Raw genomic sequence first — 26,581 nt, forward strand, 5'->3', positions numbered from 1 at the left:
CTCGGAACGGTCTTTGAGCGACTCGAAAACTTCCTGGCCATTGCGCAAGCTGCACACGTGGCGCAGGCCAACGTTCGTGGCGTTCTTTACCGGCACCATGAGCGTCACGGAGTTGCTCAGGATGCGAACGATGTAATATTCTGCCTTCGTTCCGCTGATTTCCTGGCTTTCGATGCGCTCGATGCGCCCCACACCTTGTGCAGGGTACACCACCAACTCATTGATTTGAAACACTGAATCTCCTTCAAAATATGGGGGGCACTCTTCCGACGAATTGGTACATTACCCCATTGCTTCGGAAGTGTCCACCGTCCCCTCCCCGACAGGCGGGACCGGCAGGCGGAAGGAGTTTATGAATTGAGTCGCCTCGCCCTGCCCACGCCTAAGCATGAGGGTCAGGCCCTTTTGGGCTGCTGCGCACACTGCGCGCACACCATCTTGTTCTGCCAGGGGAAAGGGCTGCAAAACGAAGCGCGAAACATCCGATGAAAACTCGGGACGCCCAATGCCCAGGCGCAACCGAAGAAAATCTTCGCTGCCAAGATGCTCAGCGATGGAGTCTATGCCGCGGTGACCGTTTGAACCGCCTCCTTTTTTGAGCTTCATGCGGCCCAAGGGGAGGTCCAGCTCGTCGTGGAGAACGACCACATCCGAAAGTGCCACAGCGTGACGTCCGCAAATGCGGGCAACGGCGCGACCGGAGAGGTTCATGAACGTCATGGGCTTTGCGAGCAGACAGCTTGTGCCCCCAAGGGTCACGCCATACAACAGATAATCCCCTTCGCCGTGAAGGGTTTCAAGGCGCATGCTCTTGCGGTTGCGGGCGCTAGCAAGGATGTCGTCAATAACCAGAAAGCCGAAATTATGACGGGTTTCGGCATACTCTGGCCCCGGGTTGCCCAGGCCGACAATGAGTGGAACAGTTCGCATGGAAGCATCCAGTGGACCGCTGCGCCTTGCAGGGCAGATGCAGTAAAGGGAATTGCGGGGGGAGCCGGACTCCCCCCGCAATCTGGCCCGGACTCACGCCGGGAAGATGTATGCTCAGGCTGGCGGGACTACTTTTTCGCAGTCTCGGCAGTCTTGTCTTCTTCGACTTCCTGCGCGATGACGCCGACAACCGCGTAGTTGTCGTCATAAACGGCACGCACACCGGAGGGCAGCTTGATCTCGGAAATGTGCAGGTTCACGCCAAGCTCAAGATCGGTGACGTCGATCACGATCTTTTCTGGAACGTCGAGAGGCTTGCAGATGACTTCCAGGGAATCGCGGAAGACTTCCAGCAGGCCACCCATGATGATGCCCTTGGCCTTGCCTTCAACAACGACCTTCACGTCAACCTTGATCTCGCGCTCCAGGTCGACGCCGTAGAAATCAACGTGGATCGGGGTGGACTTCAGCGGATCGTACTGCATGCTCCACATGAGGGAGGGCAAGGACTCGGCTTTGCCGTCCAGGTCGATCTGGAGGTGGAACACGCGGGAGCTGCCGAGCTTGCGGTGCAGCTTGGTCAGCGGCAGCAGATCCACAACCACCGGGATGTTCTGTCCCTTCTGGTTGTAGTATACGCCGGGAACCAGATTCTTGGAGAGCATGCGGCGGCAGGTGCCCTTGCCTTTCTCGGCGCGCGGACGCGCACTCAACGTCATCAGTTCAGCCATTTCCTCATCTCCTTTCAGAAACCGGACAACCTCAGAAAGCCGCCCGAAAATATGTTCAATGGTTAGACGAAAAGGACGCTGACCGAGGCCTCGCCGTGAACGTTCACGATGGCCTTGGCCAAAAGTTCCGCAACAGAAAGAACCTTTATCTTCTTGCAGGTCTTCTTGCGCGCATCCAGAGGGATGGTGTCGGCAACAAGTATCTGCGAGAAGACCGATTTGTCCAGACGTTCTATGGCCGGACCGGAAAGAACCGCATGGGTGGCGCAGGCAAGAATCTCCCGCGCACCGTTATCGGCCAGAACCTGACCGGCGGCACACATGGTGCCTGCCGTGTCGACCATGTCGTCGAGCACTATCGCCGTTTTGCCCTGCACGTTGCCGATGAGGTGCATGGCCTTGGCCTGGTTGGGCGCGTCACGGCGCTTGTCCACGATGGCCAAGCCTGCGTCAAGGCGTTTTGCATAGGCGCGGGCGCGCTCAACGCCGCCAGCATCAGGCGAGACGACAACGATCTCGCCTTCGAGCTTGCGGAAGTAGTCGAGGAAAACGGGCGCGGCAAAGAGGTTGTCAACAGGGCAGTTGAAAAAGCCCTGAATCTGTCCCGCGTGCAGGTCGATGGTCATCATGCGGTGCATGCCAGCAACAGTAAGGAAGTCCGCCACGACTTTGGCGCTGATGGGAACGCGGGGCAGAACCTTGCGATCCTGGCGAGCATAGCCGTAGTAGGGCATGACTGCGGTGATGCGACGGGCGCTGGCGCGCTTGAGGGCGTCGATCATCAGGCAGAGTTCCATCAGGTGGAAGTTCACAGGCGAGCAGGTGGGCTGGACGACAAAGACATCGTCGCCGCGCACGTTGTCGTCTATCTCAATGCGAATTTCGCCATCGCTGAACTGCTCGCGCAGGACAGGGGTGAGGCGACATCCGATGTTCGCGCAGATGGATTCAGCCAAGTCAACGTTGGCAGAGCCGCTTAAGATCTTGAGATCGCTGTTACCAGACATGTCCTCTACCTTGTGAACTGGCTGGGGTGGAAGGATTCGAACCCTCGGATAACTGGACCAAAACCAGTCGCCTTACCGCTTGGCTACACCCCATCTCGTCAGGGTCTCGATATGAACGGGCAAGCCATTCGTCCGTAAATCGTGGGCGACTTTAAGCGCCAGGCGGCTTTCCCGGAACAGGGCTGCCACGCTGGCCCCGCTCCCGCTCATGGTGGCAGATGCCGCCCCCAGTTTCAGCAGGCGCTCCTTCAAGACTCGCAGGTCGGGATGCGCCGGAAAGACTACAGCCTCAAAATCGTTTTGTACCACCACGGGCGAAAGGGAAACACGTCTCTTATTCGCCGATCTCGTGGTTGTCAAGCATTCTGCGCAGCCGTTCGCAGAAGTGATTTGCGCCGTGTATTCGTCCCAGGCCGCATAGGCCCACGCAGTGGAGACATGCACAGGCGGCATCGCAAGCAACAGGGTGAAAGCCGAAAGATCCAGCTCAACCGGGGTCAGCACATCGCCGATGCCGCTCGCCAATGCCGCGCCATCCTGAAGAAAGAAGGACACGTCGGCTCCGAGCCCAGCCGCCACGCGGCGCAGTTCGTCATCAGGCAGTGCCTTGCCGGCAGCCTGTGTCTGCAGCCAGCGTAGCATTGCCGCGGCATCGGAGCTGCCACCGCCGAGTCCGGCTCCAGTTGGAATGCGCTTGGTCAGATGGACAACGATGTCTGGCGCTGCGCCCGTGGCCTGCTTGTATGCCTTCCAGGCGCGAAATACGAGGTTTTTCTCAGGGGGGGTCTGCGGTAAAGGTGGAGTCACGACACACCCCGAATCGGTTGGCGCGGCTGACACTTCAAGGGTGTCGTACAGTCCTTTGACCGGTACGAAGAGGCTCTCCAGGTCGTGGTAACCGTTCTCGCGTCGTCCGAGAAGCTTGAGAGACAAGTTGATTTTGGCCGGAGCCTGGAGAATGACAGCCATCGGTCTCCTCAGAAATTCAAGGGGGGCCGAAGCCCCCCCGTCGATGCGGAATATTACTGTTTGTCGAGCGTGATGGCGCGAAACACGTTGCGCCCCTGTCGCTTGATCAAGAGCATGGCCATCCCGCGTTGCTTGGATGCGTCTAAGATCTCGCGCAGCTGGTCGAGAGTGCTCACCGCTTTTTGGTTGACCTCGATGATGACATCGCCGGGCTGAATATCCACCTGGGCAGCGGCACTGCCAGGCTTGATCTCCATGACCAGCAGGCCTTGTGGCTTGGCAAGACCGAGAGCCTGAGCCTCTTCACCGCCCTCAACCGGCCGCAGCCCAAGACCGAGCACTGTCGCCGGCGCGCGGTTCTTCTGGATGCCTTGCTGCTGCTCGGCCACATAATTGGGCTTGCGCTCGCCCAATGTCACAGTGAGGTCCACGGTGCGGTTCTGGCGCCATACGGTGAGCTGGACCTTGTCGCCAGGGCGCATGTTGGCGACCTGCTTAAGCAGCGCAGCGGGGTTGTCCACGTTCACGCCTCCAGCCTTGATGATGACATCGCCGGTCTTCATGCCGCCCTTGTCTGCGGGATCGCCAGGAATGACCTGGGCCACTAGCACGCCCTTGGGGTCTTTCAGGCCGACGCCCTTGGCGGTGTTTTCGTCCAGCTCCTGCATGGTGATGCCGAGCCAGCCGCGCTTGATTTTCCTGCCGCTCTTGAGTTGCTGGATGATCTTGTCGGCCTGGCTGGAGGGCGTGGCGAAACCGATGCCCTGGCCGTTCGGCACGATGGCGGTATTGATGCCGACCACCTTGCCGTTCATGTCGATGAGTGGACCGCCGGAGTTGCCGGGGTTGATGCTCGCGTCCGTCTGCAGGAAGCTGTCAAAGGGGCCTGCGCCGATATGACGGCCTTTTCCGCTGATGATGCCCGCGGTGACCGTGTGTCCCAAGCCAAAGGGGTTGCCGATGGCCAGCACCCATTCGCCGACGCGAGTGCCTTCGGAGTTGCCGAATTCAAGCACGGGGAGCGAGTTTCCTGCTTCGATTTTCAGCAGGGCAAGGTCGGTTTCCTGATCGCGTCCGATGACCTTGGCGTCATAAGGCTTCTCGCGGCTGAGGAGCTTGACCTTGATCTCGTCCGCCTCGGCCACCACATGGTTGTTGGTGACGATATAGCCATCACTTGAAATAATGAAGCCGGAGCCAAGCGAGGTCAGCTTGCGTGTCTGCATTTCCTGCTGGCCGAAATAGCGTTCGAACTGGTCGAAGAAATCGCGGAAGGGTGAGTTCTTGGGAGCGTTTTTGAACAGCTCATGCATTTGCATCGATCCACCAGGCACGTTCTTGCTGGTGCTGATGTTGACCACCGCCTTGCCTGCGCGTTCAGCCAGATCGGTGAAGTCAGGCAGGCCGAGCTTGTTGGCCATGGCAAGATTGGGGATGATGAGAAAGGTGAGCATGAGACATAATGCCGAGAAACGTTTCATACTTTGACCTCCATATGCCGCCGTTGAAAGAGGTGGCGACGTCGTGATCAAAAATAGTCTCTTTTGCCTGGATGTAAAGGTTCAAATCTGGATCAAGAGGCACCGACATTCGACTTGAAGGCCCGGAGGTATTTGTGTAGGAACACTCTTCCAGCGTCCACGCGCCGGAAACGCCCTCGTAGCTCAGTCGGATAGAGCACAGGATTCCTAATCCTGGTGCCACAGGTTCGATTCCTGTCGAGGGCACCAAGACCAACAAGGGGTTCGCTTATGTCAGTCATGACAGGCGGGCCCCTTTCTTGTATTCAATTTGTGAGAATTTGCGTACTGAGAGCTGAAGGTTTCCAAATGCCTCAACGGAAGCTGGCGGCTACAAACTATAGCTCATAAATATTGTCGAGAACAAATTATCGTGAATGAGCATGTAGTATCTGCTGCGGGGGATCTATGTCGCGACACAATATAATGAAATCACTCCTTGTAATGTCCATGTTTTTGACGTGGTCTTGTTCCGCTGCAAATTATGAAGCCGTTGACATGGAATATGTTACCAACAGTTTCAGCATCTCAAAAATTGGTGTGTGTGGACCGTTGTCAACTGAAGCTGCAACAGAATTCATGTACGCAGGATATCTCGTCGAAGATCTAGGCAGTGATGTCCTTGAAAGTATGGGTGACGTGCCAGACAAAGGTTTTTACTTTATGGCTATCGCAGGAAAGATAGCCTATGATGAACCGGATCCGAGCGGATTTTCAAGCTACGCACTGCGAGTTGTGGACTTGAAAACAGGGGAGACTCTGTGGTCGAGCGAGGGTGAATACCAGACTCTCAAAGCTTTAAGTCGAGAGAAACATCCACCTTCTCAAGTGTTTCGCGACATGGTATCCGATTTCGCAAAAACATATCCACCTGAACAAAACTCAAAATAGAATTATGGTAGATAGCTGGACTGTGGAGAGAGTTGTCCTTTCAGGGGCCTATCAAAATAGTTGTTACGCATAGCCTTGATCATGCGTACTTATTGAATGTACATGCTGTTCATGTGCGCATTGCCAAGTTATAGATTCCGGGGTAGTCAGTCGTATGTTTAAAGAACATTATAATGAGCTGTTGCATGACCTCGTCACACCGTCTCGGTTGCTTCCGGCACTCTGTTCGGGGCTTGTGATCGGGCTATTGTCCATCATCCTGGAATTATCTTTTGCCTCGCTCATCTTTGCCGGCCCACTGGCAAGCTTTGCCCCAAGCGCATCCGGATTGACGCTGTTTGGCGGGTTCGTCATGTGTCTCATGATCACCCTGGGCAGCACGTGCAATACGTCCATCTGCATTCCCCAGGATGCTCCGGCCGCTATCCTTGCCGCAGTTTCCGCGGGCATCGCAGCGAGTCTGTCCGCCCCAGGAGAACAGCATGCCGCTGCCATCACTGTTGGCGCGGCAATGGCCCTGTCCACCGTCACCTCGGGCGTCCTGTTTCTTGTCATGGGCCGTTTCAAGCTCGGCAACCTCATGCGTTACATGCCTTTTCCCGTCGTTGGCGGGTTCCTGGCGGGCATCGGCTGGCTGCTGGTTCAGGGCAGCGTGTCCATCATTGCCGGCGTGTCGCTTAGCTTTGCCGAGTTGCCACTGCTTTTGACCACGGGCAAGGCGCTGCAGCTGGCCCCCGGCGTTGCACTGATGCTTGTTCTGTTGCTGGCAATGAAACGGTGGAGCAGTGTCTACATCCTGCCCGGAGTGCTGTGCCTTTCGCTCGTGTTGTTCGCGCTGTACCTCGCCATCACCGGGCAGAGCCTGGCCGATGCCGGGCGCGCAGGACTGCTTCTGGGCGGCATGCCTGACAGCGCAATGCTTTGGCCGGTATTCACCGTTGCCGATTTCGCTCTTGTCCGCTGGGACATCATCTTGCCGCAGTTGCCGCAACTCTGCACCATCCCATTGGTCTCGGCCATATCCTTCCTGCTCATCTCAAGCGGCATCGAAACATCCACACGCCGCGACCTTGACCTTAAGCATGAGCTTTACCTCAACTCTCTGGTGAACCTCGTTGCCGGTGCTTGCGGGTCGCACACCGGGTACACGGCGCTCAGCCTGACCATGCTCGGCCCCAAGACCGGATCGGACTCGCGCGTGATCGGGCTCACGGCGGCGCTTCTGCTCGGCGTTGCGACTTTCTTCGGCGCCGCGGTTCTTGGCTATTTCCCGCGTTTCATTCTGGGCGGCATGGTGCTGTTCCTCGGCGTCGCCACCCTGATGGACTGGGTGGTGGCGGCCCGCAGGCAGGTCACACGCCTGGAGTACGCCCTGATCTTGACGATTCTCTGCGTCATCGGTGTGTTCGGTTTCCTGACCGGAGTTGGCGTTGGCCTTGTGCTGGCCACAGTCGTGTTCGTGGTCAAGTACAGCCACCTGCCCGTGGTGCGCCAGGACACCGACGCCACCGTTCTCGCAAGCACCCGTGATCGCAGCGTTCCGGACAAACATCTCCTGCGCGAGCATGGCCGCAATATCCGCATCCTGCGGGTCATGGGGTATCTGTTTTTCGGCTCGGCCAACCTCTTGAGTCGTAGCGTCGCGACTCATTTGGCTCCGCAAAGCGGGCAGGTTCCCAGCCACCTCATACTCGATTTTTCCGAGGTCGACGGCTTTGATTCCTCGGCGGTCAACTGTTTCCAGCGCATTATCCAGCGTTGCGCAGCAGTCGGATGCCAGGTTGTCTTCTCCGCTTCCCCTCATGGGTTCGAGGAGCAGATGCGCAGCGCGGCCCCGCATGAGTCGAGCTCTTCGCAGTTCCTGCCGGATATGGACCGTGCCCTTGAATGGTGCGAGGACGCCGTGCTCGCGCGTGAGCAGGAATGTCTCGCGCCCCATGCGGACGGCTCCAGCCGAGACAAGCTCTTTGATCTTTCGGTGGACGACATGCTGCACCGGCTTGAGCAGGGCGAACGCTTTGAGGCGCTGGTGGAGCGCCTTGAGCCGTACCTGGAGCATAGACAGGCTCTGGCCGGCGAGTTCATCCTCCGCCAGGGCGACCCGCAGGAGGGAGTCTACCTGTTCATTTCCGGCCAGGCGGAGCAGCGCAAGCAGGAAGCATCCGGGAACGTGACACGCCTGCGCACCCTCGGCCCCGGCAACATGGCCGGACGCACCGCGTCTGACCGGAAGGACCTTGCCCCCGGCAGCATCATCGCCCTAACGGACTGTTCGCTGGCCTTCCTGCCCGCGGAAACCCTGCGACAGCTTGAAACGAATGACCCGCTAACCGCGCTGGCCTTCTACGGCATGTTCACCGCACAGTTGGAGACTCGCCTGACGCAAGCCGTGAGCGCCTGAACGCACGGCTTGCTCGCCTGGCGTCGTGTCCCCGACCTTGACCGCGAGCGCATGCTGGCCTAGCCTGACAAGCATGAACATCCGCACCAATGGCTTGGAGATTCTTGGCCCTGTCGACCCCGAACAGCGCCCGAAACTGCGCCTTCCCCTGTTTTTGGCCGGGGTGCAGGCGGGCTTTCCCTCACCGGCGGACGACTTCATCGACAAGCGCCTGGACCTGAACGAGCACCTGATCCAGCACCCAGCGGCCACGTTCTTTGTGCGCGCCGTGGGCGACTCCATGCTCGGCGCAGGCATCCACGATGGCGACCTGCTCATTGTGGACCGAGCTGTGGAGGCCCAGGCCGGGAAGATAGTCATCGCCGCGGTGAATGGCGAGCTCACGGTCAAGCGCCTGGAACGCAGGGGCCAGCGCATGCTTCTGGTTCCGGCCAATGCCGATTTCCTGCCCATCGACATCACCGACGCCCTGGACAGCGGCGAGGGCTTCGAGGTCTGGGGCGTCGTCACAAGCGTCATCCACAAGCTCTAGGCCGGGGGTCGTTGTGCCTCTTTACGCCCTGGTCGACTGCAACAACTTCTACGCTTCCTGCGAGCGCCTGTTCCGCCCGGAGCTCAAAGGCAGGCCGGTGGTGGTGCTCTCCAACAACGACGGCTGCGTCATCGCACGCTCGGCCGAGGCCAAGGCGCTGGGCATCCCAATGGGCGCCCCGGCCTTCCAGTGGGAGCACGTCTTCCGCAGGTCCGGCGTGGCCGTGTTCTCCAGCAACTTCCCCCTGTACGGCGACCTCTCCGCGCGCATCATGTCCATCCTCGCGGACATGGCCCCGGGCGTGGAGGTCTATTCCATCGACGAGGCCTTTCTGGACTTGACCGGCGTTGCCGATCCGCACGCCCTGTGCCGAGACATCCGCCAGCGTGTGCTGCGCTGGGTGGGCATCCCCGTATCCATCGGCCTGGCGCGCACCAAGACACTGGCCAAACTGGCCAACCGCGTGGCCAAAAAGCAGCCGGAACATGGCGGCGTGTTCGACCTGGAAAGCGGCCAAGGCGCCGAGGCCGTGCTCGCCGCCACCGAGGTGGGCGACGTCTGGGGCATCGGCCCACGGCACACCAAGCGTCTCTGGGCGCGGAGGGTGCGCACGGCGCTTGATTTCGTCCGGCTGCCTCGCACCTGGGTGCGCCGGGAGATGAGCGTGGTCGGCCTGTGTACCCAGCTCGAACTCTCCGGCGTGTCCTGCCTGTCCTTGGAGCGCGCCGCGGCTCCGCACAAGTCGCTATTGTGTTCGCGCACTTTCGGCAGGCTCGTGTCCGAACTTTCGCACCTGCGCGAGGCAGTCAGCACCTATGCCGTGCGCGTTGCCGAGAAGCTTCGGCGCGAAGGTGCCGAGGCCACCGCCGTCCAGGTGTACATCAGCACCCCCCGGCACCGCGTGAACGTTGCGCAGCACAGCGCCCAAGCCACGGTGGCCCTTGCCTCGGCCACGGCGCACACCCCGGACATCGTCGAGGCGGCCCTGCGCGCCCTGGCCGACTGCTTCCGCGAAGGCTTCGAGTATCAGAAGGCCGGGGTGATGCTTCTGGGGCTGACGCCAGCCAGCGCCCGGCAGGTTTCGCTGTTGGACCTGGCCCCGGAGGAGCGCCAGCGCCAGCGGAGCCTCATGGCCACCCTTGACGCCGTGAACCGTCGCTTCGGGCGCGGAGCCTTGCGTTATGCCATCACGTGCGCCCCGGACCGGCCTTGGCACATGCGCCAGATGCGCCGCTCGCCGCGCTACACCACAAGCTGGGATGAACTGCCTCGCGTCGGGTGACGCCCAGGCACAGAAGGAGGACCGCATGTATTTCAAGCAGACGCAAACGCCAGGACTGGGCTGCTTCTCGTACATCCTCGGCTGCCCGGCAGCCGGAGTGATGGCCGTGGTGGACCCTCGGCGCGACATCGGCGAATATCTGGACATCGCCACCGACGAGGGCATGCGCATGACGCACATATTCGAGACCCACGTGCATGCCGACCACGTCAGCGGAGCTCAGGATCTGCGTGCCATGACCGGCGCAGCCATCCACATCCACGAGAGCGCCGGGGTGGGCTATGAGCACGTGCCGCTCAAGGCGGGCGATGTGTTCACCCTGGGCGCAGCGCGCATCGAAGTGCTGCACACTCCCGGCCATACGCCCAATTCCGTGTCGCTGCTGGTGGCCGATCTCATCCGTGCCGAAGCGCCGCAGATGGTGCTCACCGGCGATCTCCTCTTCGTGGGCGACGTGGGGCGTCCCGACCTGCCCGGGCATGAGATCCTGGACGAGCAGGTGAACAACCTCCACCACAGCCTGTATTCTGTGCTGGGCGCGTTGCCGGATTCCATTGAGGTGTACCCGGCCCACGGCCAGGGTTCCCTGTGCGGCCGCGGCATGAGCGCCAAGAACATGAGCACCCTCGGCTACGAGCGCCTGGCCAACCCCATGCTCCAGCACAAGGATCCGAGGGACTTCCGGACGGCGGTGCTCTCGGCCCTGCCTGTCCGTCCGCGCAGCTTCAGCGCCATCATCGCCACAAACCTCTCCGGCGCGCTGCTTCTGGACCGCTGCCCCAGCGAAAAGGTGCTCTCGCCGGAACGTTTCGACGAACTGCGAGGGCAGGGCGGTGTAGTCATCGACACGCGCGACGCGGCGTCTTTCGGCGGTGCGCATATCCCTGGAAGCGTGAACATCGGCTTTGAGCGCCAGATGGCCAATTGGGTGGGCATGGCCGTTAAGCCCGGTTCGGAGGTGCTGCTCGTGGTGGAGGGGCGTGAGCGCTTCGAGGCCATGCGTACGGAACTCTTGCGCATCGGTTACGACAATATCCTTGGCTGGCTGGCCGGAGGTATGTCGGCGTGGATTCTCAGTGGTCGCGCGGTGGAATCCCTAAACCAGATCAGCGTGCATGATCTGCGCAAGACTTTGGAGAATGTCGGAGGCGCGACCATCATCGATGTACGCACACCGGTTGAATGGCAGGGGGGGCACATCAGGCAGGCTCTGCACAAGCCGTTGTCGGAGATCATCGAGAAGGGAGTTGACTTCTGCCTGGACGGACCGGTTCACGTCATCTGCGGGTCGGGCTACCGCTCGAACATCGTGGGGAGTCTGCTCAAGGCACAGGGATGCCGGGAAGTCTCGTCCATCGCGGGTGGAATGCTGGCCTGGAGGCGATCCGGCTATCCGACAGTGGAGTAGGGCAAGGGAGTGGGGCAGGCCAGGCGTCAGGCCCGGCCCGCCCGGAAGATTGGCGCTAGAGAACGGCCACGGCCTCGATTTCGACCATGAAGGCTGCGTCAACAAGCTTGGAGACCTCCACGATGGTCGTGGCCGGGCGGATCTCGCCGAAGACTTCGCCGTGGGCCTTGGCGATGCCGTCAAACTGCGAGGCGTCTGTGACGAAGATGCGCGTGCGCACCACGTCCTTCATGCCTGCGCCGGCCTGGCCCAACGCTCCGGCGATGATCTCCAGTGCGCGCTTGGCCTGTCCGTACATGTCCGGGGCCACGGAGCCGTCGGCTTCGACGCCGCAGGTGCCGGAAACAAAGATGGTGTTTCCGGCCACGACGGCGCGGGAATAGCCGAGCAGAGGCTCCCATTTGGAGCCGGAGGTGATGAGGCGCTTGGCGGTGGGTTCTTTTGTGCTCATGGGGGTCTCCTTCAGGTCGGGCGAATATTGTTTGGCGCTGGCGGCAAAAGGGCCGTTCGCGGTCGCACGTTTCTGCCAGAGTTCGCCCTGCAAAGGAAGCGCAAAGAAAAGGTCCTGGCGCCGTGGCCTTAGGGTTCCCAACGGAATGTGAATCGACAGCAAGTGTGGCCTTGGGCGATGGTTTCCGGTCGCTCCATCCGCAAGTTTGCAGAATAACCTTCTGCAAAAGCAGCATCTCTGCGACAGGAAAACACCGTATGCAGGGAAGCTGGAACGCCAAGGTCGGCATAGCGCTGCACGTACCCGCAACGCTTGACTGTGAAACTGAGGGTATCTTCGGCATGTTTGATGTCAGTGATATCGATGACGCCGCCTTCCTGCCAACGTTCAAGGACCGTGGCAAAGTGCGCAAGGCTTGGGCCGCCAACGGGCGCGGAGCGGGCGAACAGGCGGCCCGCTGCCAAGGCCGCGGAGTCGACCGCCTGCTCCAGAATGCCTAGCGCCACAGCAGACCCGACGGCAGCGCAGGAAGCGTCATACACGCGTAGGAGCATCTCTGCTTCGATGGCCCTACGCTCCAGAAGTGGAATGCTTTTGCTCAGCGGGCACATGCTCCCTCCATTGCCTTTCGGGAGTTCTTCCAATACTCTCATGCTAGGCGCCAGCCTGAACACAATGCCAACACATATCGGAGCCAACTCATGCGCATGCGCACGTTATTTCTCGTTCTCGTCTTGATGGCCCTTCCCTTGAAGGCCAACGGCAACGCCCTCACAGACGCCATTCAGAAGCGTTACGAGTCCATACAGCACTTCCAGGCGGACTTCCAACAGGAACTCACCAACGCAGCCAGCGGCAGCGTCGAGAAACGAAGCGGCAAGATCTGGTTCAAACAACCTTCGCTGGTGCGCTGGGACACGGTCAAGCCGGAGAAGGAACTGCTTGTGGTGGGCCAGAATGTAGTCTGGAACTACGTGGAGGCGGATAAGATTGCCCTGAAATATCGCACAAATCAGGTCTTCAAGTCCAAGACCATGGTCCGCTTTCTTTCCGGCAAGGCAAACCTAAACGAAGACTTTAAGGTTGCGGAGCAGGGCACAGAGGATGGCCTGACCAAGGTGCGGCTGGTGCCAAAAGAGCCGGAGCCCACGATGGTCATGGCGTATATTTGGGTTGACCCCAAGACGAGCCTTATGGGCAAGGTGCTCATCGTAGACTTCTTTGGAAACGGCAATCTTGTGATGTTAAAGAATCTTGTCACCGACAAGAGGCCTGACGCAAAACTGTTTGAGTTCACGCCGCCAGCGGGTCTGAAGGTCAGCGACAACACCAAGCAGCAGTAGCCGTCAGCGCTTATTCTGGCGGAAGGCCAACTGCCTCGCGCAGGCGCTCAACTTCTTGAACCGTGAGCGCCCGCGCCTCGCCAGGCTTGAGGCTTCCCAGCTCCAGAAAGCCCTGGCGTACGCGGATCAGGCGCAGCACAGTGCGCCCCATGTCGCGACACATGCGCCTGATCTGGCGGTTGAGCCCCTGGACCAAGGTCATCTCCAGCCAGGCTTCGCGCTGATCCTGCCGCAGAACACGAACTTCCACCGGCGCAAGCTTCTCGCCTTCGGCCAAAGTCATGCCCTTGCGCATGATCTCAAGCCACGATTCATCCACCTGACCGCGCACCAGCACATGATAGACCTTGGGCAAATGCCAGCGCGGCGAAATGAGCCGGTTCATGAGGCTTCCGTCAGTGGTAAGCAAAAGCAAACCCTCGGAAAAGTAATCCAATCGCCCCACGTGCAGCAGTCTTTGGGCTCTAAACTCTTGCGGGAGAATGTCAAAAACGGTCGTTCGCCCTTGGGGGTCTCGAGTGGTGGTGACGACCTGCACCGGCTTGTGAAGAAGCACGGTCAATTGCTGTCGATCAGCGCCTTGCGCATAGGGAGACTGTACAGTCTTGCCGTCTACCATCACAACGTCGTCAACAGGGTTGACGCGAACGCCGGGCTCCTCAACGAGAACGCCATTGAGCTGCACCCGTCCTTGAAGGATGAGTTCGTCAGCTCCTCGGCGAGAGGCCACTTTGGACTCCGACAGGAATTTGTTGATACGTATTGTGTTGTCTTTTTCGTGGCTCATATATTCCAGGTGGTTACATGTCTAGACAATATCTAGCAAATATCTAGTCTGTCTGGCTTCTTGAAAATTGTCATGAAGCAGGGGCTGCAAGAGCTGTTTGACTTGCAACAACCGTTTCCATTCAGTACTGCTTTCTCCTCGAAGTGAAATGCCTTGCGCGCATGGTTTCGCTGGTTGTGTGGAGGAGTGTGGGCAACTTCTTGGCGAGACGTTCGTCGATTTCGCCCTTGCGATATCACATATCGCACGCATCAACTTAAATAGCCTTGAAACATGGAAGCTCATGCGTATTGATCCCGTTTTAGTCGCACCAGCCTTGACCGCACTGTATCGCATGTGGATCGGGACCATGCGCTATCAAGACAGTGGGCAACTCACTCCAATACGAACCTGTCTGAATGAAGGCAGGCCTGTGATGCTCGCCATTTGGCATGAGGAGCTGTTCGCCCTTACCGGCTATGGAACCACCGTCCTGCCTGGACGATTCGCCACCGTCGTCAGCGACAGCCGCGACGGTGAGCTTATCGCCCAGGTTCTCGTGAGAATCGGCTTTGTCACGGCCAGGGGGTCAAGCACCCGCGGGGGGCTAAAAGCCTTGAACCAACTGCGACAGCATATGCTCGACGGACGCATAGGCGTCATAACCGTTGACGGACCGCGCGGACCGCGCCAAGTGGCGAAAGACGGCGCGGTGTATCTTGCGCAGAAGGCGAACGCCAAACTCTTTCCAGTGCGTTGCCGTCCTTCATCCGCCTTTGTCTTCAAGCGCTCCTGGGATCACTTCCAGCTGCCACGACCTTTCTGCACCTGCGATGTCCATATTGGAGCACCTCTGGAGTTTGCCCCGGGAAAGATGTCCGCCGAGGATCTCCACGCTGGTAGCCAGCGTTTGGGCCAAGCGCTGCATGACGCCTTGCCGGGTGGTTGAGATTCTGCCCGTCAGGGGAGCAGAGGGGAGATGTGCCCTCCTCACTCCACCTAAATGAGCTTCATTCTGGCAGTGCCCTTGGTGTAGAAAGGAAGGCCAGTGCGCTTGGCCTCCAGGTCGCCGCGCTGGGTGCGCACAGCGAACAACTCATTCTCGAACGCGTCGGCGCGCACGTAGGCCAGTGCGATGCAGTGACCAAGCGATGGCGCAAAGGAACCGCTGGTCACCACGCCGACCTCTTCCCCACCCGGCAGACAGACAACGTCGTAATGCCGCGCGCTGCGTCTGCCCGGCACTTCCAGGGCGACCAAACGTTGGCGGACATTGGCAAGCGCGTCCTGGCCGATGAAAGTCGTCTTCTTGCCGAGCAGCGGGCCAAAACCGGCTTCCGCCGGGGTGTGCTCGGTGTCGAGGTCCTGTCCGTAGAGGGGATACCCCATTTCCAGGCGAAGCGTATCGCGGGCGCCAAGGCCAACCGGCTTCACCAGCGGATGTGCCGCGAGAGCCTCCCACATGACGAGAGCCAGGCTCGAATCGAGATAGAGCTCGTAGCCCAGTTCCCCGGTGTAACCGGTCCGGCTCACCAGGACCGGCTCGCCCTGCCAGATGGTCCGCATGAAATTGAAGTATCCGGGAGACTGGAACCCGCTCCCAAGAATTTCGCTAATGACTTCTAGGGATTTCGGGCCTTGCACGTCGATCTTGCCGGTTTTGGAAGAGATGTTGGTCAGTTCAGGCCCAGCGGCAAGGTGCTTTGACAGCCATGCGAAATCGTTCTCTTCGCACGCGCCGTTGACGACAAGCATGTAGGCGTCGTCATCGAGACAGTAGATGATGAGGTCATCCAGCACGCAGCCGGCTTCATTCAGCAGAAAACCGTAGCGGCATTTGCCCGGCGCAAGGGTGTCCAAGTCCTGGGTAACAAGGGCGCCGAGGGCCGCCTTGGCTCCTGGCCCGCGAAGCGAGAACTCGCCCATGTGGCAGATGTCGAAAATGCCCACTGCCTGGCGGGTATGGTTGTGCTCGGCGATGATGCCTTCATACTGGATGGGCATGTCAAACCCGGCAAACGCGGCCATCTTTGCGTTTTGCTTACGATGCCAGGCTGTTATTGGAGTTGTTTTAAGGCTTTCCACAATGTTCTCCTTGTCGCGATATTCGAGCGAGGTGTGATATTGACACATTCTTTGACGAGCCTCAATCATCACTTTTTCGCAAGTCCATTTCCGCTCTGACTTGGTTGACGCTTCCGGGTATTTTCTTTAACAAAAGCGTTCAGAACATTACCGCTGCGGAGGAATAGAATGCGCAAACTGGATCAGTGCCCTCGCGTCAAAATCAACTCTCAGTATTGCGTGTGCACCTATCCTGGCTGCAGCAGGCGTGGACTCTGCTGCGAATGCATGCATTACCACCGCCAAAGAGGCGAGCTTCCTGCCTGCTACTTTACGCCTGAAGAAGAAAAGACCTTTAATCGCAGCGTCGAATTCTTCATCCAGCGCAGGACTGGGAAGTAGGCAGCGGGCATGTCGCTACGACTGCGCAATCCACTTAACATTCTGCGCAGCCACTCCATTGCCCTTGATGCTGGCTCCGGCCGCACCATCATCACCGATCCTCAATCTGAAGTGCTCCTTGACGAGCCGACGTTCATCGCCATTGAGTATGGCACAGGCTCGGTCATAGCCACTGGCGCTGAAGCCAAGAGCTATCTTGGCAAAGCGCCGGAACGCATACAGGTCATTCGCCCCATTCAAGGGGGTGTCATTGTCGATTACGATGCCGCAAAGGCTTTGCTCAGCGCATTTTTCAAGCGAATTTTCCTTGCGGATGGAAAACGGCTCAAGGTCTGCGCCGTTGTCAGCAACGGCATTACAGATCTCGAAAAAAGGACGTTTTCTGACTGCTGCAGGGCCGCAGGCGCAGCAAAGGTCGACATCGTCGATGCTCCGCTCGCAGCAGCGGTGGGCGCCGGATTGGACATTCGCGAACCCAAGGGCCGACTCCTTCTCGGCATTGGCGCAGGCCTTGCCGAAGCCTCGGTGCTGTGCCTGACGGACGTTATTCACAGCGAAACCGCCCGCCTTGGCGCCGATGTCTTCCATGAGGCCGTGGCCCAGCATCTGGCTTCACGTTACAAGGTCTCCATCGGCGAGAACATGGCAGAGCAGGTCGCTCAGCAATTGGCTTGGGCCGAGCGTCCTGACGAGCCGCGCAGCATGACCCTCACCGGAAAGTACTCCGGCAGCGGAACTCCATGCGCTTTGGATCTTACCGATGACGACCTCGAGGGCGCGATTGACGGCCCGCTTGATCAATTGGAAGCCCTAGTTCGCAAGACCATGGACAAGACCCCTGCGGAACTTGTCGCCGACATCGCCGACACCGGCTTGGTCCTCTACGGCGGAGGAGCGCAGATTCATGGGCTGGACACCTGGCTGTCTGCCCGGCTGAGCCTGCGTACGCGCCTTGCGAAGGACCCGTTCCTGGTCAGCGTGCTCGGCGCAGCCTCCACCTTGCGTCCCGATTTGGACTTCAAGAAGCTGCTGGTCAAATGACGCCTGGCTTCCCTCCCGAGCACCTCTCGCACCTCCTCGAGCGTACCGCCCTGGTCGTCTCGCAGTCCGGCGAAATCATCCGCGAGCACGACCTCTTGCCACGTCGCATCCGTCACAAGGCCAGCCCCAAAGACCTAGTGACGGAAACGGACATCGCGGTTGAGCTGTTTCTGCGCGAACACCTCGGTGCGCTCGTGCCGGAGGCCGGTTTCCTCGGGGAAGAGGGGAGTTCCGGCCTTGGCCTGGACGGCCTGGCCTGGGTGGTTGATCCCGTTGACGGCACAACGAATTTCGCTCACGGGGTGCCCTTCGTGGCGACCTCTGTGGCGCTGTGCCTTGATGGCGCACCGCTTATCGGTGTTGTGAACCTGCCGCTTCTGGGAGAATTGTATTCTGCCGGGCTTGGGCTCGGTTCATTCTGCAACGCGCAGCCCATCCACGTTTCAGATACGGCGACACTGCTTGAAGCGCTCGTCGCCACTGGCTTTCCGTATCGCATTGAGGAGCACCAGGGTACAATCCTACGCCAGCTTGCCCTGGCCATGCCCGCGACACAGGGCGTTCGCCGCGCCGGGGCAGCCGCGCTGGATTTGGCCTTTGTGGCCTGTGGCCGTTATGACGGGTTTTTCGAGTTCGCCCTGAATCCCTGGGATACCGCTGCGGGCGTTCTGCTGATCCAAGAGGCCGGGGGCAGGGTGGGGCGCATCGCTGCTGATGTTCCGTATCGCCTTGGCGACCCGGACATCCTTGTCTCAAACGCCCAGCTGGAATCTGCCCTTCGCGCCTTGCTTACGCAAGCCTGCGCTCCCGCTGCTGAAGCTTAAGCACCTGTGCCAGCAGAAGAAAGCGCGCAGACACAAGTTCACTGAAGTCTCTGAGCAGGCACCGCAACTCTTCGGGACCGAAGAAATAGCTTTCCGTCTCTTCCGAAAGCGCATGTAAGACTGTCCCTTCCGGTCGCGACAAATAAAAGACCGACAGGAATTCGTTGCCGTTTTCCAGGCTTGGAGAAATGGTCTCCACGAGACGCATTCGTTCCGCGTGGATGCCCAGGAAAGAGTCCACAGCTCTGGTCGCTGCGTCCTGCAAGGACTCCCCCATGTAGACAGGGGAACGCACCGGCAAGTCCCAACGCTCTGGCCCTTGGCCTCGCGGCCCTGGCTGCTTGCGCAGGTGCAGCCTCCCGGCATCGTCATAGAGCAACACAACAACGCTGCGGTGGCAAAGCTGCTGGCGGCGCACCTCAAGCGCAGGCATGGCGCACAGGATACGATTGTGCTTGTCCATGACCTCAACCAGCGGGGTCTGGTCTGCGCTGGAAACGCTTGTTGCAGACGAAGTTTTCATATAAACTCTTTATGGTTGCGATGCGCGGCTTTCTCTGTGGTGCGCTGCCCGTGCAAAGATAGCAGGACAGGAGGCGGATGCAAGATCAATCTGTGGTCACGCTCGGCGTGGCGGACATCGGCGCGGTCATGGATCTTGAGCGCATGTGTTTCCGCACCCGATGGACTCGAGACCAGTTCCTCCTTGGCCTTGAGCGCAAGGCCTTCCGCATCCTAGGGATTCGGGAGCGTGGCGTGCTCATTGCCTACTGCGCCTTCTCGGTCATTGCTGGTGAAATGGAAATCATGAACATCGCGACGCACCCGTTTCATCGTCGCAAGGGACTTGGCAGGGCGCTTATGGCCGAAGTGCTGCGGAAGTGTGCAGCGGAAGGCGTTGCAGAAGGCTTTCTTGAAGTTCGAAGATCAAACGTTGGAGCCATTGACCTCTACGAGAAATTCGGGTTTACACAGATAGGTACACGCAAAAACTATTACCCGGACAACATGGAGGATGCGCTTTTGTTCCGCCTGGAGATTCGTGGCGAACAAGGCGCAGATCCCTGCACACCACCTTCCGCAAAGGAGGCTTGAGCATGCGTTCCCTCGATCAGTTGGAAATTGGCGGCAAGAAGCTGCTCATCCGCGTTGACTACAATGTCCCCCTGGATGCCGGCGTCATCAAGGACGACATCCGCATCAGGGCGAGCCTGCCGACTCTCCGTCACGCCCTGGACAAGGGCGCTGCCGTTATCCTGTGCGCCCACGCGGGCAATCCCAAGGGGCAAGCGGTGCCGGAACTTTCGCTGAAACCCATGGCGGCTCGGCTTTCAGAACTGCTTGGCGTTCCGGTGCAGATGGCCCCTGACTGCGTCGGTCCGGTAGTGGAGCGGCTGGCGGCTGCGCTCAAACCCGGCGAAGTGCTGATGCTTGAAAACCTGCGTTACCACGCGGAGGAGCAGGGCAAGACCCCAGAGGCTCGCGGTGACTTCGGGAAACGCTTGGCCTCCCTGGCGGACATCTACGTCAACGACGCCTTCGGCGTGGCGCACCGGCCAAACGCCTCCGTGGTCGATGTCCCCCGTCAGTCAAAGCTCTGCTGTGCGGGGTTTCTGCTGCGCAAGGAATGGGACTACCTCAGCGCCGCCATGACAAACCCCAAGCGCCCGTATGTCGCCATCTCCGGCGGCGCCAAGGTTTCCACCAAGCTTGGCATCATCCAGCACCTGCTGCCCCTGGTGGATCACTTGGTCATCGGCGGAGCCATGGCCAACACCTTCCTGATGGCCCAGGGGTATAACGTTGGCGCTTCCCTTGTTGAAGACCACATGCTCGACACGGCCAAAGTCATCCTTGACGAGGCAAACCGCATGGGCGCCAAACTGCATCTGCCCGTCGACTTCGTCTGGGGGACAGACCCGAAGCAGGCAGTGGCCTCCGGCACCTGCGAGGCCCACAATGTGCCCGAGGGAGCCATGTTGCTGGACATCGGCCCGAAGAGCCTCCTCGCATTCGGAGACTTGCTGCGCACCGCCAAAACCGTGGTCTGGAACGGCCCCATGGGACTGTTCGAGAACCCGGCCTTTGCCAAGGGCTCCATCGGCCTGTGCAAGCTTATCGCCAACCTGAACGCGCTGACCATTGTCGGCGGCGGTGATACGGACTCCATGGTTCACGAGGCCCACCAGGAAACAAAGATGAGCTTCATCTCCACCGGCGGCGGTTCCTTCCTCGAATTTCTCGAGGGCAAGGAGTTGCCTGCCTTTACTGCCCTCAAGGAGTGTGGCGCATGAACAAGCTTTTTGCCGCCAATTGGAAGATGCACAAGACGGCGTCCGAGGCCAAGCAAACCGTAGCGGAGCTTGTGGGCCTCACCTCCGGCAAGGTCAAGGCCGATCGCGAAGTCATGATCATACCCCCCTTCACGGCGCTTGCGTCGGCTGGTGAAGCTTTGCGTGGCGCGAAAAACTTCCTCCTCGGAGCCCAGAACTTCTATCCACAGAAGCAGGGCGCTTTTACCGGAGAGATCTCGCCGGGCATGCTGCTTGACGCTGGCGCGAGCTTTGCCCTCACTGGGCATTCCGAGCGCCGCCACGTGCTTGGCGAAACCGACGGTGTTGTCGGAACCAAGACAGCTTTCGGCCTGGAGTCTGGCCTGGGCATCATCCTTTGCGTTGGCGAAAAGATCGACGAGCGCAAGGCCGGTGAACTCCGGGCTGTGCTTGAACGCCAGATTCGCGCTGGTGTTCGCGATGTGCCGAAAGACATTGCTCCGGAAAAGCTTGCCCTTGCCTATGAACCAGTGTGGGCCATCGGCACCGGCGAAGTGGCAGGTCCCAAGGAAATCCTTGAGGCCCATGCTTTTGTCCGCACCATGCTTTCGGAAATTTTTGGCGCCTCCGCCTCAGAGATGCGCATATTGTATGGTGGAAGTGTAAAACCTGACAACGCTTCCGAGATCATTGCGCTTGACAATGTCGACGGAGTGTTGGTAGGAGGCGCGAGCTTGAAGGCTGACGAGTTCAGCCGCATCGTCCTGGCATAAAGGATGCGACCGGTTTCAGTGAGGAGAAAACGTTGACAACCCTTGTTTTGACCATACACATCCTGGCTTGCGTCTTCCTGATCGTGTTTGTGCTTTTGCAGTCCGGACAGGAAGGAATGGGAGTCATCTTCGGTGGCGGTAGCGGGTCGGTATTCGGCAGCACCGGCGCAGGTGGCATTCTTGTGCGTGTTACGGCTGTGCTTGCGACCATTTTCCTTGTTACTTCGCTGGCATATAATGTCTTGACAAAGCCGGCCAACCTGAGCGATGGTTCACTGATGCAGACTGGTGCAGCGGGCATGAGCGCTCCCGCACCTGTTCAAGCTCCCGCCCCTGGTGGAGTCAGTTTTGAAGAGAAGACCCTTCCCGTCCCGGCCCCGGCCGCTGGAGAGAAGCAATAACCCCTGTGCCGAGGTGGTGGAACTGGTAGACACGCTACTTTGAGGGGGTAGTGAGAGAAATCTCATGGGGGTTCGAGTCCCCCCCTCGGCACCAAGATGATTCAAGGAGATTGGCACAACGCTAATCTCCTTTTTTCTTTCTCTCTCTCTCGTTGACCTTTTGGGCTCTTTAGCTCAAAATTTTTTTTTGCAATGTTGTCGTGGGCAAAAGGCTCACATCCCTCAAGCGATTAACGGAGCGCACCCAGTTCCGTTACAACGACAAACGATTCAGCCTGGAGAAAGTAATGTCACAGAAAGTCTTTGTCACTGGAGGCTCGGGCTACCTGGGCTCCACCCTCGTTCCCGCGCTCTTGGCCAAGGGCTACGAAGTCACAGTGCTCGACAACCTCATGCACGGTCAGCATGTCTTGCTGGAATGCTGCGCATACAAAGGGTTTGACTTCGTCAAGGGCGACATCTGCGACCATGCGCTCATCAACAGCCTCATCGCCAAGCACGACATCATCATCCCTCTGGCGGCCATTGTGGGCGCCCCGGCCTGCAAGCTGAATCCCACCTTGACCGACATGGTCAACCGCGACGCGCACATGAACATCGTCAAAAACACCTCCAAGGACCAGCTGGTGATCTTTCCCACCACCAATTCCGGCTACGGAATAGGAGAGAAGGACGCCTACTGTACCGAGGAATCACCGCTTCGTCCGCTTTCGTCCTACGGTGTCACCAAGGTCGAGATCGAGAAGGCCTTTCTCGACAAAGGCGCTGCCATCACCTTCCGCCTGGCCACCGTCTTCGGCATGAGTCCCCGCATGCGCATGGACCTTCTGGTGAACGATTTCACCTACAGGGCCTTCAAGGACAAGAGCGTCATCCTGTTCGAGGATCATTTCCGCCGCAATTATATCCATGTGCGCGATGTGGCGAAAGCTTTCATGTTCGGCATGGACAACTACGACAAAATGAAAGGGCAGGCATACAATGTCGGGCTGTCTTCGGCCAACCTGACCAAGCGCCAGCTGGCCGAGAAGATCAAGCAGTACGTGCCGGACTTCTACATCCACTCCGCCGCCATCGGCGAGGACCCGGACAAGCGCGACTATCTCGTCAGCAACGACAAGATCGAAGGCCTTGGCTGGCGCCCTGAGCACAGCCTGGACGACGGCATCGTCGAACTGCTGAAAGGCTACAAGATCCTCAAGCCCAACCGCTTCGCCAACGTCTAAAAACGGGCGCAGCGCTTTGCACGACGTAACGGCATACATCCTGGCGGGCGGGTTTGGTACCCGCCTTCGCCAGGTCGTATTCGACCGCCCCAAGGTCATGGCCGAGGTTCTTGGCCGACCTTTTCTCTACCACATCCTGGATCGTCTGGCGCGGGTCGGCATTGCCAAGGCCGTTATCTGCACCGGCTACATGGCGGAGCAGCTTGAAACCGCCGTCGGCTCGAGCTACCGCGGCATGTCCCTGGCCTATTCGCGCGAGGAGACTCCGCTGGGCACTGGCGGGGCTCTTCGCCTGGCCTTTGAGCGATTTCCGGCACGACTGGCCCTGGCCATGAACGGCGATTCATTGGTAGAGGCGGATCTTGGCGCCTACATCAATTGGTACGCCGAGCACGATTTCTTGGCGGCACTTCTGCTCGTTGGCGTGGACGACACCTCTCGTTTCGGCCGTGTCGATATGGACGAGGAGGGCAGGGTTCAGGCGTTCCGTGAAAAGGGAATCGTCGGCCCGGGACTCATCAACGCCGGCGTTTATCTGCTCCGCCCGGAATCCCTTGAGAGCATCCAGCCTGGCGCCACGGCTTCCATCGAGACAGGCGTTTTCCCTGGGCTGGCAACAACAGGTCGGCTTGGTGCTCTTGCCGTCCAGGGACGATTCTTGGACATTGGCACGCCAGAGTCCTACATCGCTGCTGGACGCTTCTTGCGTGAATCCCGGCTGGGCAATGAACAGAAGGGCAGGGCGGTGTTTCTTGACCGCGACGGGACTGTCATTGCCGAGCGACACTACCTTCATGATCCCGCCGGGGTTGAACTTTTGCCCGGTGCCGCTGAAGGCCTGCGCGCCATGCAGTCACTCGGACTGCGACTTGTGCTCGTGACCAACCAGTCAGGTGTTGGCCGGGGCTACTTCGGTCGAGATGCCGTTGAGCGCGTGCACGGGAGGTTGCTGGAGCTGCTGGAGCATGAAGGTGTCGATATTGACGCCATCTATCTATGTCCCCATGCGCCGGACACCGTCTGCAATTGCCGCAAGCCAAAGCCGGGGCTTCTTGAAAGGGCGGCGACAGACCTCGACCTGGATCCTGAACGGAGCTTTGTCATTGGGGACAAGGCTTGCGATGTGGACCTCGGTCTGGTAATGAACGCGACCACGTTCCTCGTCACCACGGGGCACGGAGCCGGGCAGGTCGCAGAGTGCGGCGGCCGGGCCCACCATGTTGTCGGCAGCCTTGAAGAAGCAGCCCGACTTGTCGAATCCATCCTGGCCGCCCCCAGCGCTCGTGGCGGCGTGGAGATCATATGATCATCTGCAGAACACCTTTCAGGGTTTCCTTTTTTGGCGGCGGCACCGACTACCCCGGTTGGTATCGCAAGCATGGTGGGCAGGTTCTTTCCACGGCCATCGACAAATATTGCTACATCACCTTGCGCTATTTGCCGCCCTTCTTCGAGCACCGCATCCGCGCCGTGTACTCCAAGATCGAGCAGTGCCAGACCCTCGACGAGATCAAGCACCCGGCCATCCGAGAGACCCTGCGCTTCATGAATTTCGACCGCAGCGTGGAGATCCACCACGATGGCGACCTGCCCGCACGTAGCGGCATGGGCTCCAGTTCGTCCTTCACCGTGGGCCTGCTGCACGCGATCTACGCCTTGAAGGGCCAGATGCCGAGCAAGGAACAGCTGGCGCGAGAAAGCATCCAGATCGAGCAGGACTTCATCAAGGAGACCGTTGGCTCGCAGGACCAGTGCGCGGCGGCCTACGGCGGTTTCAACCACATCACCTTCCACAAGGACGGCGAGATAGAGGTACGCCCGCTGACTTTGTCCGCCACGCGCCTGGGCGAGCTCTCAGACCACCTCATGCTTTTTTACACAGGCATCATGCGTACTGCATCAGATGTCGCACAGACATATGTGGAGAACCTTGGTGCTAAAGAGCGACTGCTCAAGCAGATGCATTCCATGGTGGACGATGGCATAAGGATTGTTCAGAGTAACCGCTGCATATGCGGTTTTGGTGAGCTGCTGAACGATGCCTGGACCGCCAAACGCGAGCTTTCCACAAATATCTCAAACGGTGTTGTCGACGAATACTATGAGCGTGCACGAGAGAACGGCGCCATCGGCGGAAAGCTTATTGGAGCGGGTGGTGGCGGTTTTCTTCTGCTGTTCGTACCGCCTTCTGCCAAGACACGCGTACGCGAGGCCTTGAGCGAACTGCTGCACGTTCCCTTTCAGTTCAATCGCCACGGCAGCCAGATCATCTTCTACGAGCCCCAGTCAGAAGACTACAGAATGGCTGAACGCGATCGCAAAAAACGCGACATCCAGGTCTTCCGAGAGTTGGGGGCCATCAAGGACAAGCCATGAGTCTGACAAAAGACGCCAAACGCGGGATGCTTCGCACCATGTTGCGCATCCGCCGCGTTCAGGAGCGTATCGAGTCCGAGTACCTGAAGGACGAGATGAAGACTCCGGTTCATTTGTATATTGGCCAGGAAGCCATCGCCACCGGCGTGTGCGCCACTCTTCGCAAAGACGACGCCATCAACAGCAACCACCGTAGCCACGGCCACTACCTGGCCAAGGGCGGCGACCTCAAGGCCATGATGGCCGAGCTGTTCTGCCGCACCACGGGCTGTTCCAAGGGCTACGGCGGCTCCATGCATCTAGTGGACGTGGAGCACGGCAACCTGGGCACCTCTGCCATCGTTGGCGGCGGTATACCCATCGGCACGGGCCTTGGCCTTGCTTTCCAAATGCAGAAGCTTGACCGTGTAAGCGTTGTATTCTTCGGCGACGGTGCGGCGGACGAGGGAACGCTTTATGAATCTCTCAATTTCGCCATGCTGAAGAACCTGCCCGTGGTCTACGTCATGGAGAACAACGGCTGGGCCGTGTGTTCGCCCACGGCCACCCGCCACTGCGGCGACAACGTCTTCCACAAGGGCGCGCAGGACCGGCTCTTCTCGGCCAAGATCGACGGCAACGACCCCGAGGCGGTGTACGAGACCACGCTCAAGGCCGTAGAACGCGCTCGGCGGGGCGAAGGGCCATCCTTCATCGAGTGCACGACCTACCGCATCCTTGGCCATGCAGGTTGTGTGTCGCAGGACCCCAAAGGCTATCGCGATCCGGCTGAAATCGAGTCCTGGCGCGAGCGCTGCCCGGTGTGCGCCTATCAGTCGAAGCTCCAGGCCGAAGGCGTTGTCAATGCAAGCTTCCTGGCAGATGTCGAGGCCGAGATCGCCGCGGAAATCGACGTGGCCTTTGATTTCGCCCGCCAGAGCCCGCTGCCCACGGCGGCTGACCTGCACAAATATCTCTTCTGCGAGTAAGC

29 protein-coding genes and 3 tRNA genes are annotated in these 26,581 nt (G+C 59.4%); 20 read left to right on the plus strand and 12 right to left on the minus strand.

Annotated features, from left to right (window positions below; all coding sequences use genetic code 11):
- The 7 genes from RDU24_RS03380 to RDU24_RS03410 form a co-directional block, all read right to left on the minus strand.
- On the minus strand, nt 1-234 hold a 234-nt coding region (locus RDU24_RS03380), incomplete at its 3' end, for a CarD family transcriptional regulator (protein ID WP_308734325.1).
- A 48-nt stretch (nt 235-282) separates the two neighbouring features.
- On the minus strand, nt 283-930 hold the full coding sequence (gene pth, locus RDU24_RS03385) for an aminoacyl-tRNA hydrolase (protein ID WP_308734326.1): 648 nt from the start codon (nt 928-930) through the stop codon (nt 283-285).
- A 128-nt stretch (nt 931-1,058) separates the two neighbouring features.
- Nucleotides 1,059-1,661, minus strand: a complete 603-nt coding sequence (locus RDU24_RS03390; RefSeq protein ID WP_308734327.1) for a 50S ribosomal protein L25 — start codon at nt 1,659-1,661, stop codon at nt 1,059-1,061.
- Between the two features lie 62 nt (nt 1,662-1,723).
- Nucleotides 1,724-2,668 (minus strand): ribose-phosphate diphosphokinase, encoded by a 945-nt coding sequence (locus RDU24_RS03395; RefSeq protein WP_308734328.1) that lies wholly within the window; start codon nt 2,666-2,668, stop codon nt 1,724-1,726.
- An 18-nt stretch (nt 2,669-2,686) separates the two neighbouring features.
- A tRNA-Gln gene (locus RDU24_RS03400) sits at nt 2,687-2,761 on the minus strand.
- Nucleotides 2,741-3,637 (minus strand): 4-(cytidine 5'-diphospho)-2-C-methyl-D-erythritol kinase, encoded by an 897-nt coding sequence (gene ispE / locus RDU24_RS03405; protein ID WP_308734329.1) that lies wholly within the window; start codon nt 3,635-3,637, stop codon nt 2,741-2,743. The genes RDU24_RS03400 and ispE overlap by 21 nt, the downstream gene beginning before the upstream one ends.
- A gap of 53 nt (nt 3,638-3,690) precedes the next feature.
- The gene (locus RDU24_RS03410; protein ID WP_308734330.1) at nt 3,691-5,118 is read right to left on the minus strand and encodes a DegQ family serine endoprotease; all 1,428 of its coding nucleotides are present in this window, start codon (nt 5,116-5,118) and stop codon (nt 3,691-3,693) included.
- Between the two features lie 172 nt (nt 5,119-5,290).
- Between RDU24_RS03410 and RDU24_RS03415 the strand changes: the two genes are divergently transcribed.
- The 6 genes from RDU24_RS03415 (at nt 5,291) to RDU24_RS03440 (ending at nt 11,671) form a co-directional block, all read left to right on the plus strand.
- Nucleotides 5,291-5,367 (plus strand) — tRNA-Arg (locus RDU24_RS03415).
- A gap of 288 nt (nt 5,368-5,655) precedes the next feature.
- On the plus strand, nt 5,656-6,048 hold the full coding sequence (locus tag RDU24_RS03420; RefSeq protein WP_308734331.1) for a hypothetical protein: 393 nt from the start codon (nt 5,656-5,658) through the stop codon (nt 6,046-6,048).
- A 154-nt stretch (nt 6,049-6,202) separates the two neighbouring features.
- Nucleotides 6,203-8,449, plus strand: a complete 2,247-nt coding sequence (locus RDU24_RS03425; protein WP_308734332.1) for a SulP family inorganic anion transporter — start codon at nt 6,203-6,205, stop codon at nt 8,447-8,449.
- A 73-nt stretch (nt 8,450-8,522) separates the two neighbouring features.
- Nucleotides 8,523-8,981, plus strand: coding sequence for a LexA family protein (locus tag RDU24_RS03430; RefSeq protein WP_308734333.1), 459 nt, complete (start codon nt 8,523-8,525; stop codon nt 8,979-8,981).
- 13 nt (nt 8,982-8,994) lie between these two features.
- Complete coding sequence (locus RDU24_RS03435; RefSeq protein ID WP_308734334.1) at nt 8,995-10,263, plus strand: Y-family DNA polymerase; 1,269 nt, start codon at nt 8,995-8,997, stop codon at nt 10,261-10,263.
- Between the two features lie 25 nt (nt 10,264-10,288).
- Nucleotides 10,289-11,671, plus strand: coding sequence for an MBL fold metallo-hydrolase (locus RDU24_RS03440; RefSeq protein WP_308734335.1), 1,383 nt, complete (start codon nt 10,289-10,291; stop codon nt 11,669-11,671).
- A 55-nt stretch (nt 11,672-11,726) separates the two neighbouring features.
- Here RDU24_RS03440 and RDU24_RS03445 read toward each other — a convergent pair whose 3' ends face one another.
- Nucleotides 11,727-12,122 (minus strand): RidA family protein, encoded by a 396-nt coding sequence (locus RDU24_RS03445; RefSeq protein WP_308734336.1) that lies wholly within the window; start codon nt 12,120-12,122, stop codon nt 11,727-11,729.
- Nucleotides 12,123-12,250: 128 nt separating this feature from the next.
- On the minus strand, nt 12,251-12,733 hold the full coding sequence (locus RDU24_RS03450) for an L-2-amino-thiazoline-4-carboxylic acid hydrolase (protein ID WP_308734337.1): 483 nt from the start codon (nt 12,731-12,733) through the stop codon (nt 12,251-12,253).
- A gap of 90 nt (nt 12,734-12,823) precedes the next feature.
- Here RDU24_RS03450 and lolA point away from each other — a divergent pair, with 90 nt between their 5' ends.
- The gene (gene lolA / locus RDU24_RS03455) at nt 12,824-13,465 is read left to right on the plus strand and encodes an outer membrane lipoprotein chaperone LolA (protein ID WP_308734338.1); all 642 of its coding nucleotides are present in this window, start codon (nt 12,824-12,826) and stop codon (nt 13,463-13,465) included.
- Between the two features lie 10 nt (nt 13,466-13,475).
- On the opposite strand, the gene RDU24_RS03460 is transcribed toward lolA, so the two are convergent.
- The gene (locus tag RDU24_RS03460; protein WP_308734339.1) at nt 13,476-14,252 is read right to left on the minus strand and encodes a pseudouridine synthase; all 777 of its coding nucleotides are present in this window, start codon (nt 14,250-14,252) and stop codon (nt 13,476-13,478) included.
- 97 nt (nt 14,253-14,349) lie between these two features.
- On the opposite strand from RDU24_RS03460, the gene RDU24_RS03465 reads away from it, so the two are divergent.
- On the plus strand, nt 14,350-15,180 hold the full coding sequence (locus RDU24_RS03465) for a lysophospholipid acyltransferase family protein (RefSeq protein WP_308734340.1): 831 nt from the start codon (nt 14,350-14,352) through the stop codon (nt 15,178-15,180).
- A 50-nt stretch (nt 15,181-15,230) separates the two neighbouring features.
- Here RDU24_RS03465 and gcvT read toward each other — a convergent pair whose 3' ends face one another.
- Nucleotides 15,231-16,316, minus strand: a complete 1,086-nt coding sequence (gene gcvT, locus RDU24_RS03470; protein ID WP_308734341.1) for a glycine cleavage system aminomethyltransferase GcvT — start codon at nt 16,314-16,316, stop codon at nt 15,231-15,233.
- Between the two features lie 168 nt (nt 16,317-16,484).
- On the opposite strand from gcvT, the gene RDU24_RS03475 reads away from it, so the two are divergent.
- Genes RDU24_RS03475 through RDU24_RS03485 form a run of 3 tightly spaced genes read left to right on the plus strand, consistent with a single transcriptional unit; the run spans nt 16,485 to nt 18,562 of the window.
- A complete protein-coding gene (locus tag RDU24_RS03475; protein WP_308734342.1) occupies nt 16,485-16,697 on the plus strand; it encodes a DUF6485 family protein in 213 nt (70 codons plus the stop codon).
- A 9-nt stretch (nt 16,698-16,706) separates the two neighbouring features.
- Nucleotides 16,707-17,738 (plus strand): rod shape-determining protein, encoded by a 1,032-nt coding sequence (locus RDU24_RS03480; protein ID WP_308734343.1) that lies wholly within the window; start codon nt 16,707-16,709, stop codon nt 17,736-17,738.
- Nucleotides 17,735-18,562 (plus strand): inositol monophosphatase family protein, encoded by an 828-nt coding sequence (locus tag RDU24_RS03485; RefSeq protein ID WP_308734344.1) that lies wholly within the window; start codon nt 17,735-17,737, stop codon nt 18,560-18,562. Before RDU24_RS03480 ends, RDU24_RS03485 begins: the two co-directional genes overlap by 4 nt.
- Here RDU24_RS03485 and RDU24_RS03490 read toward each other — a convergent pair.
- A complete protein-coding gene (locus RDU24_RS03490; RefSeq protein ID WP_308734345.1) occupies nt 18,528-19,085 on the minus strand; it encodes an NUDIX domain-containing protein in 558 nt (185 codons plus the stop codon). The two genes, RDU24_RS03485 and RDU24_RS03490, sit on opposite strands and share 35 nt — an antisense overlap.
- Before the next feature lie 77 nt (nt 19,086-19,162).
- Between RDU24_RS03490 and rimI the strand changes: the two genes are divergently transcribed.
- From rimI to RDU24_RS03535, 9 genes are all read left to right on the plus strand, one after another.
- Nucleotides 19,163-19,657 carry a ribosomal protein S18-alanine N-acetyltransferase gene (gene rimI / locus RDU24_RS03495; RefSeq protein WP_308734346.1) on the plus strand — a complete coding sequence of 165 codons (495 nt, stop codon included), beginning with the start codon at nt 19,163-19,165 and terminating at the stop codon, nt 19,655-19,657.
- 2 nt (nt 19,658-19,659) lie between these two features.
- Nucleotides 19,660-20,856 (plus strand): phosphoglycerate kinase, encoded by a 1,197-nt coding sequence (locus RDU24_RS03500; protein WP_308734347.1) that lies wholly within the window; start codon nt 19,660-19,662, stop codon nt 20,854-20,856.
- Nucleotides 20,853-21,608 carry a triose-phosphate isomerase gene (tpiA, locus tag RDU24_RS03505; RefSeq protein ID WP_308734348.1) on the plus strand — a complete coding sequence of 252 codons (756 nt, stop codon included), beginning with the start codon at nt 20,853-20,855 and terminating at the stop codon, nt 21,606-21,608. Before RDU24_RS03500 ends, tpiA begins: the two co-directional genes overlap by 4 nt.
- A 32-nt stretch (nt 21,609-21,640) precedes the next feature.
- Complete coding sequence (gene secG, locus RDU24_RS03510) at nt 21,641-22,009, plus strand: preprotein translocase subunit SecG (RefSeq protein WP_308734349.1); 369 nt, start codon at nt 21,641-21,643, stop codon at nt 22,007-22,009.
- 7 nt (nt 22,010-22,016) lie between these two features.
- Nucleotides 22,017-22,103: transfer RNA gene (locus tag RDU24_RS03515), tRNA-Leu, on the plus strand.
- A 193-nt stretch (nt 22,104-22,296) separates the two neighbouring features.
- The gene (locus RDU24_RS03520) at nt 22,297-23,235 is read left to right on the plus strand and encodes an NAD-dependent epimerase/dehydratase family protein (protein ID WP_308734350.1); all 939 of its coding nucleotides are present in this window, start codon (nt 22,297-22,299) and stop codon (nt 23,233-23,235) included.
- A gap of 16 nt (nt 23,236-23,251) precedes the next feature.
- Nucleotides 23,252-24,541, plus strand: a complete 1,290-nt coding sequence (locus RDU24_RS03525) for an HAD-IIIA family hydrolase (RefSeq protein ID WP_308734351.1) — start codon at nt 23,252-23,254, stop codon at nt 24,539-24,541.
- Nucleotides 24,538-25,611 carry a GHMP family kinase ATP-binding protein gene (locus tag RDU24_RS03530; RefSeq protein WP_308734352.1) on the plus strand — a complete coding sequence of 358 codons (1,074 nt, stop codon included), beginning with the start codon at nt 24,538-24,540 and terminating at the stop codon, nt 25,609-25,611. The genes RDU24_RS03525 and RDU24_RS03530 overlap by 4 nt, the downstream gene beginning before the upstream one ends.
- Nucleotides 25,608-26,579, plus strand: a complete 972-nt coding sequence (locus RDU24_RS03535; protein ID WP_308734353.1) for a thiamine pyrophosphate-dependent dehydrogenase E1 component subunit alpha — start codon at nt 25,608-25,610, stop codon at nt 26,577-26,579. Before RDU24_RS03530 ends, RDU24_RS03535 begins: the two co-directional genes overlap by 4 nt.
- The last annotated feature ends 2 nt before the right edge of the window (nt 26,580-26,581 follow it).

Source organism: Humidesulfovibrio sp. (assembly GCF_031082295.1).
Taxonomy (GTDB): Bacteria; Desulfobacterota; Desulfovibrionia; order Desulfovibrionales; family Desulfovibrionaceae; genus Humidesulfovibrio.

What these genes read in the sequence shown, in the direction of transcription:
- RDU24_RS03485 (WP_308734344.1), top strand. Translation starts at nt 17,735, where the DNA reads ATGACGCCTGGCTTCCCTCCCGAGCACCTCTCGCACCTCCTCGAGCGT.
- RDU24_RS03425 (WP_308734332.1), top strand. Translation starts at nt 6,203, where the DNA reads ATGTTTAAAGAACATTATAATGAGCTGTTGCATGACCTCGTCACACCG.
- RDU24_RS03445 (WP_308734336.1), bottom strand. Translation starts at nt 12,122, where the DNA reads ATGAGCACAAAAGAACCCACCGCCAAGCGCCTCATCACCTCCGGCTCC.
- ispE (WP_308734329.1), bottom strand. Translation starts at nt 3,637, where the DNA reads ATGGCTGTCATTCTCCAGGCTCCGGCCAAAATCAACTTGTCTCTCAAG.
- RDU24_RS03490 (WP_308734345.1), bottom strand. Translation starts at nt 19,085, where the DNA reads ATGAAAACTTCGTCTGCAACAAGCGTTTCCAGCGCAGACCAGACCCCG.
- RDU24_RS03500 (WP_308734347.1), top strand. Translation starts at nt 19,660, where the DNA reads ATGCGTTCCCTCGATCAGTTGGAAATTGGCGGCAAGAAGCTGCTCATC.
- RDU24_RS03420 (WP_308734331.1), top strand. Translation starts at nt 5,656, where the DNA reads ATGGAATATGTTACCAACAGTTTCAGCATCTCAAAAATTGGTGTGTGT.
- RDU24_RS03535 (WP_308734353.1), top strand. Translation starts at nt 25,608, where the DNA reads ATGAGTCTGACAAAAGACGCCAAACGCGGGATGCTTCGCACCATGTTG.
- RDU24_RS03530 (WP_308734352.1), top strand. Translation starts at nt 24,538, where the DNA reads ATGATCATCTGCAGAACACCTTTCAGGGTTTCCTTTTTTGGCGGCGGC.
- RDU24_RS03410 (WP_308734330.1), bottom strand. Translation starts at nt 5,118, where the DNA reads ATGAAACGTTTCTCGGCATTATGTCTCATGCTCACCTTTCTCATCATC.
- RDU24_RS03450 (WP_308734337.1), bottom strand. Translation starts at nt 12,733, where the DNA reads ATGTGCCCGCTGAGCAAAAGCATTCCACTTCTGGAGCGTAGGGCCATC.
- lolA (WP_308734338.1), top strand. Translation starts at nt 12,824, where the DNA reads ATGCGCATGCGCACGTTATTTCTCGTTCTCGTCTTGATGGCCCTTCCC.
- RDU24_RS03390 (WP_308734327.1), bottom strand. Translation starts at nt 1,661, where the DNA reads ATGGCTGAACTGATGACGTTGAGTGCGCGTCCGCGCGCCGAGAAAGGC.
- tpiA (WP_308734348.1), top strand. Translation starts at nt 20,853, where the DNA reads ATGAACAAGCTTTTTGCCGCCAATTGGAAGATGCACAAGACGGCGTCC.
- RDU24_RS03395 (WP_308734328.1), bottom strand. Translation starts at nt 2,668, where the DNA reads ATGTCTGGTAACAGCGATCTCAAGATCTTAAGCGGCTCTGCCAACGTT.
- RDU24_RS03520 (WP_308734350.1), top strand. Translation starts at nt 22,297, where the DNA reads ATGTCACAGAAAGTCTTTGTCACTGGAGGCTCGGGCTACCTGGGCTCC.
- RDU24_RS03440 (WP_308734335.1), top strand. Translation starts at nt 10,289, where the DNA reads ATGTATTTCAAGCAGACGCAAACGCCAGGACTGGGCTGCTTCTCGTAC.
- RDU24_RS03480 (WP_308734343.1), top strand. Translation starts at nt 16,707, where the DNA reads ATGTCGCTACGACTGCGCAATCCACTTAACATTCTGCGCAGCCACTCC.
- rimI (WP_308734346.1), top strand. Translation starts at nt 19,163, where the DNA reads ATGCAAGATCAATCTGTGGTCACGCTCGGCGTGGCGGACATCGGCGCG.
- RDU24_RS03430 (WP_308734333.1), top strand. Translation starts at nt 8,523, where the DNA reads ATGAACATCCGCACCAATGGCTTGGAGATTCTTGGCCCTGTCGACCCC.
- RDU24_RS03460 (WP_308734339.1), bottom strand. Translation starts at nt 14,252, where the DNA reads ATGAGCCACGAAAAAGACAACACAATACGTATCAACAAATTCCTGTCG.
- RDU24_RS03475 (WP_308734342.1), top strand. Translation starts at nt 16,485, where the DNA reads ATGCGCAAACTGGATCAGTGCCCTCGCGTCAAAATCAACTCTCAGTAT.
- pth (WP_308734326.1), bottom strand. Translation starts at nt 930, where the DNA reads ATGCGAACTGTTCCACTCATTGTCGGCCTGGGCAACCCGGGGCCAGAG.